The organism is Paraburkholderia sp. SIMBA_027, assembly GCF_046535315.1.
GTDB lineage: Bacteria > Pseudomonadota > Gammaproteobacteria > Burkholderiales > Burkholderiaceae > Paraburkholderia > Paraburkholderia tropica.
Window position 1 is genome coordinate 121057 of sequence record NZ_JAWRWY010000011.1, and the last position, 12582, is coordinate 133638.

A 12582-nucleotide genomic window follows, 5' to 3' on the forward strand; every position below is an offset into this window, starting at 1 on the left:
GGAGAATGAGGTCAAACGAAAAAGTGCCAGGCGGCCGCGACCCAGATCGCGGCCAGCAGCAGCGGCGCAATGGCCGCGAACGGGAGTGCGAGCGTCAGCGTCGCCAATGCCTGCGCAGCAAACGCGCCGTGCTAAAGGCGTACCACCGAAGCCGAAGAGACAGCAGCATGTCCCTGTTTCCGCTTATTGAGTCTTTCGCCATTCTCCAATATATCGGCGAAGGATCGACGAAAAGCGTCAATAAAGCGGCGATAAAGCGGCAATAACTGCGTCGCTACGGCGCCGCTTTCTCGATCATGCAATGCAAACGCGCCATCGACCGCGCATCGAGCGTATGCATTTCGCAGCCCACGCGGCTCCAGCCGCGTTCATGATCTTCGGCGATCCAGCGCACGTCGAGAAACACGGCCACGACGATCTCGTCCTCGTCGTCCACAGCCGACGACTGGAGCCAGCCCGACACCGTTTCGCCCCGCGAAAACAAGCCGCTTCGCGCATGCAGCAGCGCGCCGTGCGAGCTCAGATCGGCAACCTGCGCGAGCGCCCTGCCGTCCTTGTTCAGCAACAGCGGCGCGAAAAGCATCGGCGTGCGCACGTCGCGCCGGAAATCGCGTTCACTTCCCATATGAATCACACCCGTTTTTCAGCATGTATTTTTATCGTGCTGATCGCGTCGAGGACCCGGTTCAACTCGATTCAGGTCCCGCCCGGCTTTCCGTATAAAGGAAATATTTAAATCATCACCATGCGGTGCGGATTGTAGCGTGTGCGCTTGTCATCGAACACTAATTATTCCGGACCAAGCGAATCGTAAGCTATCTGAATGCGCGATTGCCACGCATGCGCCACGCAAGCGCCGCATGAGCGGCATTGTCGGCGCATTCGGCACGCGGCATTCAGCTTTTCATCGCGAACGCGCCCGCCATGGCCTGACGAAACTCGCCGCCCGCGAGCGGCGATCCGCACAGAAAACCCTGCATCTGGTCGCATTCGAGCGCGAGCAGCTTGAGCGACTGCGCGACGGTTTCCACGCCCTCCGCCACCACTTCGATGCCCAACACGCGGGCGAGCGCCATGACCGCCGAGAGCAGCGCCGAACTGCGCGCCGAGGTGTCGTCGAGACCGCTCACGAAGGCGCGGTCGATCTTGATCTGATCGACGCGGAAATCGTGCAGATGCCCGAGGCTCGACAACGCCGAGCCGAAGTTGTCGAGCGCGACGGCATAGCCGCGGTCGCGCAACGACTGCACGATACGCCGCGTGCGGTCCACGTCCTGCATCGCGGTCGCTTCGCTGATCTCGAACATCAGGCGCTCGGGCGGCACGCCGGCCGCCGTCACGATCGCGTCGATCCGCTCGACGATCCGCGGCAGATTGAACTGCATCGCCGAGAGATTCATCGCGATCGACATCGGCGCGAGTCCTTCGCGATCCCATTCGACGAGATGCGCGCAGATCTCGCGCAGCACCCAGTCGCCGATGGCGATCATCAGCCCCGCGCGCTCGGCAATCGGAATGAATTCGAGCGGCGGCACGTTGCCGAGCACCGGATGCGCCCAGCGCAGCAGCGCTTCGGCGCCCGTCATGGCCTTGCCGTCCACGGTGAATTTGGGCTGAAACACGAGATCGAACTGCTTGCGCGCGAGCGCCACGTGCAGGTCGCGCTGGATATGCAGCGAGCGCAGCGTGGACTGGCTCATGCTGTCCTCGAAGCGGCGGAAGGTGTTGCGGCCGCCGCGCTTGGCGGCGTACATCGCGCAGTCGGCGTGGCTCAGCAGCGTGTCGAGCGTCGTGCTCTCGTCCTGCGAAAGCGCAATGCCGATGCTCGCGCCGATGCGGATCGGAATCGCCTCGGCGAGCACGAACTCGTCGGCGAGACTCGCGAGTATCTGGCGCGCGATGGTGTCGGCGATCGCGCCGGCATCCGTATTGCCGATCGGGCTCGCATCGTTCGCCTCGGCACGCAGGCCGTTCCCGCGCCGCTGCGCGCCCGGCAAGCCCGACACCACCACCACGAATTCATCGCCGCCCAGCCGCGCCACCAGATCGCCTTTGCGCGCACAACCGGAAATGCGCTCGGCCGCCTGGCGCAGCAGATCGTCGCCGATCTTGTGGCCGAGCGTGTCGTTGACGGCCTTGAAGCCGTCGAGATCGACGAACAGCACAGCCAGCGCGCCGCCGCCGCGCGTGCTGCGCTGGACGAGTTCCTTCGCGCGCGCCATCAGATACGCGCGGTTGGGCAGGTCGGTGAGCGCGTCGTGCGTGCCGAGATGACGAATGGTGCGGGTCGCGCGGTCGAGCGAGGCGGACAGGCGGCTCGCCTGCGTGCCGAAGATCCACAACGTGCCGACGAGCACCGCCGTCGAGGCCACGCCCACCACGAACGCCAGCGTGTTGGCGTCGACCTTGTGCGCGCTCAGGCAGCGGCTGCCCTCCGCGAACGTGGCGGCGCTCATGCCCGTGTAATGCATGCCGGTGATCGCGAAGGCCATGATGGCCGCGGCCGCCAGACGTTTCCAGACGATGTTCTCGCGCCGCGAATCGCGCAGATGGAACGCGAGCCAGAGCGCCGCGATGGACGCGCCAATCGCGATCGCCACCGACAGCGCCACGCGCGAAAAGTCATAGTCGATGGACGGCGACATGCGCATGGCGATCATGCCGGTGTAGTGCATGGCGGCCACGCCGACCCCCATCACCACGCCCGCCGCGAACAGGCGCCGCGCCGACAGATGGCCGCGGCTCACGGTGGCGAGCGCCACGAGCGCCGCGAGCACGGCGAGCGCGAGCGAGGCGGCGCTCACGTCGAGGTCGTAACCCACGGCAATCGGCAAGGTCAGCGCGATCATGCCGATGAAATGCATCGACCAGATGCCGATGCCCATCGCGCACGCACTGCCCGCCAGCCAGGCATGACGCCATCGGCTGCTGGTCACGGCACTGAGCATGGCCGCGCCTTCGAGCGCCGTAAATGACGCGAGGAACGCGACCACCACCGACAGACACGTCAACAGCGGGTTATAGACACCGTTCATTCGTGGCCCTTTGCGCGCCCGTCTCTACTGCGCGTCGTTCTGATTCTGATTAGGTCTCGTGTTCGCACGCGCGTGAGCCGCCCGCAATCGGGCCGCACGGCGCGCGTGCACCGTCGCCGCGTCTCTCAGCGCGGCGGGGATTTTTTAGTCGTCGACAAGACGCATCGATGCCTATCGACTCACGCCATATCGGCAGATACGGGAAAACCTTAAGGTCAATCGCACACGGCGCGCCAGCGTTTGCTTCGTTGATTGATTACAGCGCATTACCGCACGCCTGGGCGGCTCAGTTCTTGACCGGATAAAACCAGAGATTGCGGTCGGTATAGCCGAATTGCCGGAGAATGGCGGCGAGCGAGCCGTCGGCGCGCATTTCGTCGAGCGCGCGCGAGACCGCGTGATTCAGATCGACGTCGCCCTTGCGCAGCGCATAGCGCGCGTAACCGTATTCCTGCGGCAACGGCCGGTAATCGGTCACGAACTCCATGCCCGCATTCGGATGCTGCTTCAAAAAGAGGCCGATCTTGATGCCGTCTTCCATCGCCACATCGATGCGCCCCGCAATCAGATCCGCGAATTCGGCTTCGCTGCTCGTATAGAGCTTCAGCTCCTTGAGATCCTTGCGCCCTTCGAGCAACTGGTGATTGAGGCTCCCGCGCAAGGTGCCGATCGTGCGGCCACTGAAGTCGTCCCAGCCGTGAATCTTCAACGGATTGCCGCGCTGCACGGCGATCGCCGAGCCATACCAGTAGGCCGGACTCGTGAACGCCACCACGCGCAGACGCTGCGCGTTCTCGTGCAGGTTGTCGACGATGATATCGGTGCGGCCCGAGAGCAGCGTCGGAATCATCGCGTCGAACGGCATGATGTTCCAGGTGACTTTCTCGATGCCGAGCCGCTTCATGATCTCCTTGAAGATGCGCACGTCGGTGCCGTCGAACGCGTGCGTCTTGTCGTCGAGATAGGTGGACGGCGGATCGGCGGCGATCGCGAGCGTCACGCCGTTGCGCACCGCGCGCGCATACGAGCCGTCACCGCCATCGAAACGCACCCCGCTGATGACGCCGTTGCTCGCCACGTTGTCGTCGGCGAAGGCGTTGGGCAACGCGACCAGACCCGCCAGCAAGGCGGCCAGCGCCAGCATGTATTTGCGCACGAAACGCTCCACGGAAAAGTAAATTAACGACGCTTTTAAAGCATCAAAATACAGGTTGCTCGCGCATGAAACGCGGCATGCGCGCGATGCGGCGCGGATCAGCGGCGTGAGGTCGTGGGGTTGCCGAAGCGCGGACTCCCCATCTTGCGCTCCAGCCAGCGCACGACGAACGCGCTCGGCCATGAGAACGCCAAATATATCGCGCCAATGATCGTGAAGACGGTGGCGTACTGAAAATTCGTAGAGGAAATAATCTGACCGGTGAACATCAGTTCCTTGACGGTCACGATGGAGACGAGCGAGGTGTCCTTGAACAGCGAAATCGCGTAATTGCCGAGCGGCGGCACGACGATGCGCAGCGCCTGCGGCAGCACCACGAGTTTGAGCGCCTGCCCGTTCGACATGCCGAGCGCCTTCGCGGCTTCGAGCTGGCTTTTGGGCACCGCGAGTATGCCGGCGCGATAAACCTCGGCGAGATAGGCCGAATAATTGATCGACAATCCGAGTACGCCCGCCATGAACGGATCGAACCGAATCCCGAACGAAGGCAAGACGAAATAAATATAGAAAAGCTGCAATAGCGCGGGCGTGCCGCGAATCAACTCGATATACGCGGAAGCGAGCAGGCTCGGCAGCCGCGCATGGCTGATCTTCGCCATTGCGAGCACGAGGCCGCACGGCAGGCTCAGCGCCAGAATGCACAACGTCAATTCGAGGCTCGTCAGCGCGCCGCGCAGCAGATCGGGCAGATAGTGGCTCGCGCCGTGCAGGTCGAACAGGTCCGGAAGCGTAGTCGGCATGAATTCCTTGCCCGCGGCGGCCATGCGGGAGTGCAGTAGTGCGTGTGGAAAGGATTGAGCGGATTGAACGGGTTGAGCGGGTCGTGCCGGGAATAGCGGTCATGCGGGCGCGCCGGGCGCCGGTCGGGCGGCGCGCGTTCGCACAGGCGCGTACTTGCACTTAATTGCACGTGCCGGCTCGTAAGCGATCTTAGGCGCCCGTGCGCGCCGATGCGCGCTTATCCGTACTGGTTAGTTACCCGCGCGTGGCAAGCTGCGGCTGCACCTGCGCGCCGAGCATGCTGCTGATCCGCTCCGCATACATCCGCAACGTGCCGCCCAGGGCGTGCAGGTCGTTGTCGCTGAGGCCGGTCTTGAGCGTGGTGACGCTGATCGCCGCCACGCCCTCGCCGTCGCGGTTGGTGATCGCGGAACCCACGCAGACCACGCCGATGTTGTCTTCCTCGTCGTCGAACGCATAGCCGCGCTCGGCAACCAGAATCAGATCGCGCATGAGTTCGGCGGGCGTGGTGCGCGTGAACTGCGTGCGTTGCGGCATGCCGGTATGCGCGAGCAGTTTCACGACGCGCGCGGGCGGCAGGAGCGCCATCAGCGACTTGCCGAGCGCCGAGCAATGCGGCAGTTCGCGCTGGCCGAGCGCGGACGCGATGCGCACGATGCCCGCCGCCTCCACGCGCGCGATCGCCACGGCGTAGCCCTCGTCGTCGAGCACCGCGAGCCGCGACGTGAGGCCGGTGGTTTCGGTCAGTTCGCGCAGCACCGGCATGGCGAGCTGCGAGACGCCGATATCGGCCGCCGCCCGGTCGCCGAGATGCACGAGCGCGAAGCCCAGCCGGTAACGGCGCGAGCCGCCGAGCCGCACATCGATCACGTAGCTGCGCGCCAGCAGCGTCTGCAACAAGGCGAACGCCGTGCTTTTCGACACGCCGATGATCGTGGCGATTTCCGCCACCGTGAGCCCCTCGCTGCCGCAGGCTCCCAAGGCTTCCAGCACGTCGAGCGCGCGGCTGACGCTGCGAAGCGCATAACGGTCTTCGGTATTTTGAGCGATGGGTGTTTGAGCGGCAGATGTCATTTTTATTTCGTGTTCGTCCTGATTCGCCCCGTTAGCGAACCCCTCCGACGAAACGCTAGCTTCGCACACTCGATATTGACAGTCACTAGTGCTGAACCTACCATAAATAACACTACCGAACCGCGTTCGGTATAGCCGAACGATTGAATCCAGCGCGATTTGGGAAGCGCCGCGGATTCACCGCGCGCCCAACCCAAAACAGACGACAACAGGACGCCATCAGGCCGGCGACGCACTCAGGGCATGTGCATCGCTCAACGCCGGGCGAAGAACAATGGGAAGCCTATCGGAACGGGGTTTGCACAGCGCCAGACAGCAGAAGCTGTCGGGCGCTCATTCGTCGAAACTCGCTCACGACGAGATTTTGCATATCAAGGCGGTACTGCGACGATTGTCCAACGAGGACATGAACGATTTAGGTTTGCCACCGGGTTATTGGCGCAAGCGTTTGCGCGACCTGATGCAAACCCACCAGTTGTCGAATGGCCAATTCGACGAGATCGACCAGCTGCTGGCTTCCTTGAAAGAATAGTGGCGAGCGGTCAGCTTTTCCGGCCAAAAAAATAGAACCTGAGAGCGTTTTAAACCCGAACTATGCCTCGCGCATAGCCAATATCGTAATCAAATTCGGGATGCAGCTACGCGCTATTGGCATTAGGCGCGTTTGAGCGGACGACGCGATGGCGCGGCTTGAGTCGTTATGGTGGTTTTCGCCGTGATTTTCGTCGCCGCTTTACGGGCAGTGGGTGTTTTGCGGAGTGTTTTTACGTCGCCGGCAGCCAGCGCGGGCGCTTTCACGCGTCCTGCACGGATGCGCGAAAGCACGCGCTGGGCGTTGGCGGAGCAGTCCATACCTTCGGGCTTCGCTTCGATTTCGGCGATCAGCGCCACGAGCTGAGCCCTGCTTTGCGCGAGGCGCTGTTCCAGCGCCTCGATTTCCGCCACCTTGCCGCGCAGCGTGTCGATCAGCGTCCCGTGCTGCCATTGCGCATTGTCGAGCGGCAGCAGCATGCGAATCTCGTCGAGACTGAAACCGGCCTGTTGCGCGCTGGTAATCAGATCGAGCACCAGCACCGCATCGGGCGCATAGCTGCGGTAACCGTTCGGTTCGCGGTCGGCTTTGAGCAGGCCGATGTCTTCGTAAAAACGAATACGCGAAGCCGCCAGCCCCGTGCGTTGCGCCAGTTCTCCGATTTTCATGTTCCTCGCCTCCGCGCGCGGGTCGTTCCCGCAGGGGGTGCCGATCGCCTGCCAGTCTGTACTTTAAGCTTAAAGTCAACCTGAAGGTCAAGCGCCCACGCGAGCCCACCTTGCCCTATCGCCACGATAGAAAAAATTCGCGCGCCCACTCGCTCGCGGCCATTGACATTCAAGTTAGCTTCAACCTTAAAGTCGGCACACGATCCAGTGAGGTGAAGCCATGAACGTGTTCGACCCGTTATCCCTGCCGAACGGCTCGGTCATTCCGAACCGCATTGCCAAAGCGGCGATGGAAGAAAACATGGCCGACGCGCATCACGCGCCGTCGGCGCAACTGATGCGGCTCTACGAGGCGTGGGCGGAAGGCGGCGCGGGACTGCTCATCACCGGCAACGTGATGGTCGACAGCCGCGCGATGACCGGCCCCGGCGGCGTAGTGCTCGAAAACGACCGGCACCTCGACGCATTTCGTCAATGGGCGCGTATCGGCCGCTCGCACGGCGCGCAATGCTGGCTGCAGATCAATCATCCGGGCCGCCAGATGCGCGCCAATCTCGGGCAGCCGACGTGGGCGCCGTCGGCCGTGCCGCTCGCGCTGGGCAGTATGTCGAAGCACTTCGCCACACCGCACGCGATGACGCAGGCGGTCATCGAAGACGTGATCGAGCGCTTCGCACGCACCGCGCAGCTCGCCGAGCGCGCGGGTTTCACCGGCGTGGAGATTCACGCGGCGCACGGGTATTTGCTCAGCCAGTTCCTCTCGCCGCTGAGCAACCGCCGCACCGACCGGTGGGGCGGCTCGCTCGCGAATCGCGCGCGGCTATTGCTCGACGTCGTCAAAGCCGTGCGCGCCGTGGTCTCGCCGCAATTCGCCGTAGCCGTCAAACTGAATTCCGCCGATTTCCAGCGCGGCGGTTTCAGCGCCGACGACGCGCGCGGCGTCGTGCAATGGCTCAACGAACTCGATGTCGATCTGGTCGAATTATCGGGCGGCAGTTACGAAGCGCCCGCGATGCAGGGCGACGCGCGCGATGGCCGCTCGCTCGCGCGCGAAGCCTATTTCGCGGAGTTCGCGCGCGATATCCGCAAGATAGCGACGATGCCTGTGATGGTCACGGGCGGCATCCGCCGCCACGCCATCGCGCAACAGGTGGTCGCGAGCGGCGTGGATATGGTGGGCATCGGCACGGCGCTCGCCATCGATCCGACGCTGCCGCGCGCGTGGCGTGCGGGTCGCGACGCGGCGCCCGCGCTCGCGCCCATCGCGTGGAAGAACAAGCCGCTCGCCTCGCTCGCGAACATGGCTGCCGTGAAATTCCAGTTGCAGCGGTTGAGCGTGGGAAAGCGGACCGATCCGAACGTCTCGCCACTGCGCGCGCTGATCGTTCAGCAAGTGGTCGAAGCGGCGCGCACGCGACGCTACCGCCGCTGGATCACGCAGTCGCGGCAGGCAAAAAACTGATCAACCCGCGACCCGGAACACGCCCACCGTCGAGCGCAGCCGCGCAGCCTGTTCGTCGAGCGCGGCCGCAGCAGCAGCGGCCTGTTCGACCAGCGCCGCGTTCTGCTGCGTGACGGTATCCATCTGCGAGACCGCCTGATTGACCTGCTCGATGCCGGTGCTCTGCTCGACCGACGCCGCCTCGATCTCGCCCATGATGTCGCTCACGCGCATGATCGACTGCACGATTTCCTTCATGCGCTCGCCCGCCACCGCGACCTGGCCCGAGCCCGCATCCACGCGCTCCACCGACGAGCCGATCAGCGCCCGGATATCCTTCGCCGCCGCCGCGCTGCGCTGCGCGAGCGCGCGCACTTCGCCCGCGACCACGGCGAAACCGCGCCCTTCGTCGCCCGCGCGCGCGGCCTCGACCGCCGCGTTGAGCGCCAGAATATTGGTCTGGAACGCGATGCCCTCGATCGTGCCGATGATCTCGCCGATGCGCTTCGACTCGCCCGCAATGCGCTGCATCGTCTCGATCACTTCGTCGACCGCGCTGCCGCCGCGTCCCGTCGCGTCCGACGCCAGTACCGCGAGCTGACGCGCCTGACGCGCGTTTTCGGCGTTCTGCTTCACCGTCGCCGTGAGTTGCTCCATGCTCGCCGCCGTTTCTTCGAGCGAGGCCGCCTGCTCCTCGGTGCGCTGCGACAGATCGGCGTTGCCCTGCGCGATCTCCGACGACCCCGTCGCGATCGAATCGCTCGATTGCTGAATGCCCTGCACGAGATCGCGCAGCTTCACGCGCATTTCGTGCAGCGCGTGCATCAGGCTCGAACGGTCGCCGGCCGCCAGCGCGATCGGCGTCGTCAGATTGCCCGCCGCGATCTGCGCGGCCAGCGCGGCCGCGTCGGCCGGTTCGCCACCGAGCGCACGGCGGATGCTGCGCGTCATGAGCCAAGCCATCGTGCCCACCACCGCGAAAATCAGCACGGCGATGGCGATCATCGTGCGCGCGACGCGCCAGAACGCGGCGTTGATATCGTCGTAGAAGAAGCCCGTGCCGATCCACCATTGCCATGCGGGCACCGCCACCACACCCTGCAATTTCGGTTCGAGCGGACTGTTCGCCGAGCGGTGGATCAGCACGTCGACGAGCGCCACATGCTCGCGTTGCAGCCCTTGCGCGTACGCCTGCGTGTCGGTGAGATCGCCCATCGTCGTGCGATTACCGCCCGTTTTCGTGCCGATCAGGCTCGGGTTCGGATGCACGAGGTTGATGCTGTCCGTCGAGGTGATCCAGAAATAGCTCTTGCTGTCTGCATTCAATTCGCTAATCGCCGCTTTCGCCGCGCTCTGCGCGACCTCGCGCGTGAGTTTGCCCTGCGCTTCCTGCTGCTGGTAATACAGTACCAGATGCTCGGCCTTGAGCAGCAGGTTGGTGATTTCCTGCTGCCGGCTCTCGACGAGCGACTGCTTCAGTTGCGACAGGGTGGTCGCGGCGATCAGGACGACACCGACGAGCGCGGTGCCCACGAGAAGGATCAGCTTGGTTGAGACTTTCATTTCGACTCGAAAAGACGGGGAAAGACGTCGGGCGCGATGCAGACTTCCGATGCATCTGCAAAATTAACCATTTGGTTAATGCATATCGGCACGGCGCGCGGCTTCTTGAGTCGGGTAAGTGCGGAGTGTGTGTGGAGTGTGCGGCGCGCAGCGTCAGGCGCTCGTACGCGTCTCCATGAAGGTATGGCGGAAATACTCGCGCACGGCGTGCATCGCCGGGCTCAGTTCCTTGTTCTTGCGCCACGCGAGCCCCACGCTCATCGCCGGCACCGCGTCGAGCAGCATGATGGTTTCGATGCGCCGCCCTTCGAGCGACCAAGGCCGATACACCATGTCGGAGAGAATCGCCACGCCGGAACCGTTCGCCACCATGCTGCGCACGGCTTCCACCGACGAGGTGCGCAGAATCACGTTCGGCCGCCACGCGGTTTCGTTCCAGTAGCGCATCGCCGTTTGCGCGGCTTCGTCCACCGTCAACATGACGAAGGGCTCGGGCGCGACCGACGCGAGCGTCACGCTCTCGCGCTTGAGCAGCGGATGATGCGCGCCCACCCACAGGCGGCGCACCGAATGAATCACCGGTTCGAGCGCGAGTTCGGGATTGGAGACGTTGGACGTGAGCAGCACCGCCATGTCGTATTGCCCGGTGATCAAACCTTCCTCGATGGCGTCGCGATTGAGTTCGTGCAGTTGAATCGTGAGACGCGGATACAGCGCGTTGAGCCGCTGCACATGATGCGGGAGAAAGTAGCCCAGCACCGTGTAGCTCGCGGCAATCGCGAGCGTGCCCGTGAGTGTGCTTTCGAGGTTGGGAATGCGCATGGCCTCGTCCACCGACGCGAGGATCGTGTACGCGTGATTCAGAAAGCGCCGCCCCGTGTCGGTCAGCGCGACGCCCGTCGCGCCGCGCACGAATAGCTGCGTGCCGAGCGTCTCTTCGAGTTCCTTGATCGCGCTTGTCACGGCGGACTGCGAAATCGTCAGATGAATAGCCGCTTGCGAGAGTTGCCCGAGTTCGGCGGTCGCAACGAAGTATTTGAGCTGTCTGAGCGTGAGCGCCATCTTCGTGGTGGCCCGGCGGGCGAGAAAGAGTCCGGCCGATAGTATCGAAAAAATTGATACCAAGGCATACAAAAATAAAACTTTTTTGGCGATCGACCACCGGTTAACCTGCCTTTCAATCCTGTTGCGCAGCGGCCTGACACGCCGCCGCCAGACGAACCTGGAGGAGCATCGTATGAACAAGCAGTACGTCGACCTGAACTCCGATATGGGGGAAGGCTTCGGTCCGTGGCACATCGGCGATGGCGTCGACGAGCAGATCATGCCGCTCATCAGTTCGGCGAATATCGCCACCGGTTTTCACGCGGGCGATCCGAACATCATGGCGCGCACCGTGCAACTGGCGCGCGAGTCCGGCGTCGGCATCGGCGCGCATCCGGGCTTTCGCGATCTCGTCGGTTTCGGCCGCCGCCATATCGCCGAAACGCCGCAGGCGCTCGTCAACGATCTGCTGTATCAAGTGGGCGCGCTGCGCGAATTCGCGCGGCTGCACGGCGTGCGGCTCCAGCACGTCAAGCCGCACGGCGCGCTCTACATGCACGCGGCGCGCGACGAAGCCTTCTCGCGCCTGCTCGTCGAAACGTTGCAACAGGTCGATCCGAATCTGCTGCTGTTCTGCATGGAATCGTCGGCGACGTGGCGCGTGGCGCAGGAGATCGGCCAGCCCGCGATCCGCGAGTTCTACGCCGATCGCGACTACGACCGCAACGGCTCGATCGTCTTTATCCGCCGCATCGGGCCGCTCGATCCCGAACAGGTCGCCGAGAAAGTGCTGCGGGCCTGCGTGGACGGCAAGGTGCGCACCGTCGACGGCGACGACATCGATATCGACTTCGACTCCGTCTGCATTCACAGCGACACGCCCGGCGCGCTGCAACTGGTGCGCGGCACGCGCGAGGCGCTGGTGCGCGAAGGCATCCGCATCACCGGACCGCTGGCGACGGCCGCGAGTCTCTGAGCCGCGCGACGCTGAATCCCATAACACGATCAAGGAGCACAACACGATGGCACTGCACGATATCGTCAGCCCGTTGCCGGGCACGTTCTACCGGCGTTCCTCGCCTGACGCGCCGTTCTATGTCGAGCTGGACGCCGCTGTTCAGCCCGATACCGTCGTCGGCCTCGTCGAAGTGATGAAGCAGTTCACGGAGATCGAGAGCGGCGTGGCAGGACGCGTCGCGGAACTGCTGGTCGAAGACGGCGAGCCGGTCGATGCCGGCCAGGTGCTGATGCGCGTGGAGGCGTGACGC

Annotated in this window: 13 protein-coding genes; 5 read left to right on the forward strand and 8 right to left on the reverse strand. The window is 64.0% G+C overall.

The window, feature by feature from the left end:
• The first annotated feature begins 5 nt into the window (after positions 1–5).
• Positions 6–266, forward strand: a complete 261-nt coding sequence (locus tag SB764_RS21520; protein WP_183716496.1) for a hypothetical protein — start codon at positions 6–8, stop codon at positions 264–266.
• An 8-nt stretch (positions 267–274) separates the two neighbouring features.
• On the opposite strand, the gene SB764_RS21525 is transcribed toward SB764_RS21520, so the two are convergent.
• The 5 genes from SB764_RS21525 to SB764_RS21545 all read right to left on the reverse strand — a co-directional run bounded on the left by SB764_RS21525 (position 275) and on the right by SB764_RS21545 (position 6066).
• Positions 275–625, reverse strand: coding sequence for a PilZ domain-containing protein (locus SB764_RS21525; RefSeq protein WP_065057842.1), 351 nt, complete (start codon positions 623–625; stop codon positions 275–277).
• Between the two features lie 271 nt (positions 626–896).
• Positions 897–3035: a putative bifunctional diguanylate cyclase/phosphodiesterase gene (locus SB764_RS21530; protein WP_410864809.1), complete on the reverse strand. Its 2139-nt coding sequence runs from the start codon at positions 3033–3035 to the stop codon at positions 897–899.
• A gap of 286 nt (positions 3036–3321) precedes the next feature.
• The gene (locus tag SB764_RS21535) at positions 3322–4191 is read right to left on the reverse strand and encodes a substrate-binding periplasmic protein (RefSeq protein WP_161495546.1); all 870 of its coding nucleotides are present in this window, start codon (positions 4189–4191) and stop codon (positions 3322–3324) included.
• A gap of 98 nt (positions 4192–4289) precedes the next feature.
• Positions 4290–4991 (reverse strand): amino acid ABC transporter permease, encoded by a 702-nt coding sequence (locus SB764_RS21540; protein ID WP_110326624.1) that lies wholly within the window; start codon positions 4989–4991, stop codon positions 4290–4292.
• Positions 4992–5226: 235 nt separating this feature from the next.
• Complete coding sequence (locus SB764_RS21545) at positions 5227–6066, reverse strand: IclR family transcriptional regulator (protein ID WP_074986568.1); 840 nt, start codon at positions 6064–6066, stop codon at positions 5227–5229.
• Positions 6067–6340: 274 nt separating this feature from the next.
• Between SB764_RS21545 and SB764_RS21550 the strand changes: the two genes are divergently transcribed.
• Positions 6341–6598, forward strand: a complete 258-nt coding sequence (locus SB764_RS21550) for a hypothetical protein (RefSeq protein WP_065057838.1) — start codon at positions 6341–6343, stop codon at positions 6596–6598.
• Between the two features lie 122 nt (positions 6599–6720).
• Here SB764_RS21550 and SB764_RS21555 read toward each other — a convergent pair whose 3' ends face one another.
• The gene (locus SB764_RS21555; RefSeq protein ID WP_183040542.1) at positions 6721–7266 is read right to left on the reverse strand and encodes a MerR family transcriptional regulator; all 546 of its coding nucleotides are present in this window, start codon (positions 7264–7266) and stop codon (positions 6721–6723) included.
• Between the two features lie 220 nt (positions 7267–7486).
• Between SB764_RS21555 and SB764_RS21560 the strand changes: the two genes are divergently transcribed.
• Positions 7487–8728 (forward strand): NADH:flavin oxidoreductase/NADH oxidase family protein, encoded by a 1242-nt coding sequence (locus SB764_RS21560; protein ID WP_410864812.1) that lies wholly within the window; start codon positions 7487–7489, stop codon positions 8726–8728.
• Here the strand turns inward: SB764_RS21560 and SB764_RS21565 are convergent, their stop codons facing one another.
• Positions 8729–10270, reverse strand: a complete 1542-nt coding sequence (locus tag SB764_RS21565; protein ID WP_074986571.1) for a methyl-accepting chemotaxis protein — start codon at positions 10268–10270, stop codon at positions 8729–8731.
• Between the two features lie 153 nt (positions 10271–10423).
• Positions 10424–11332, reverse strand: coding sequence for a LysR family transcriptional regulator (locus SB764_RS21570; RefSeq protein WP_065057835.1), 909 nt, complete (start codon positions 11330–11332; stop codon positions 10424–10426).
• 175 nt (positions 11333–11507) lie between these two features.
• On the opposite strand from SB764_RS21570, the gene SB764_RS21575 reads away from it, so the two are divergent.
• Both SB764_RS21575 and SB764_RS21580 read left to right on the forward strand, forming a co-directional pair.
• The gene (locus SB764_RS21575) at positions 11508–12290 is read left to right on the forward strand and encodes a 5-oxoprolinase subunit PxpA (protein WP_176081626.1); all 783 of its coding nucleotides are present in this window, start codon (positions 11508–11510) and stop codon (positions 12288–12290) included.
• A gap of 46 nt (positions 12291–12336) precedes the next feature.
• Complete coding sequence (locus SB764_RS21580) at positions 12337–12579, forward strand: acetyl-CoA carboxylase (RefSeq protein WP_065057834.1); 243 nt, start codon at positions 12337–12339, stop codon at positions 12577–12579.
• Positions 12580–12582 lie beyond the last annotated feature (3 nt).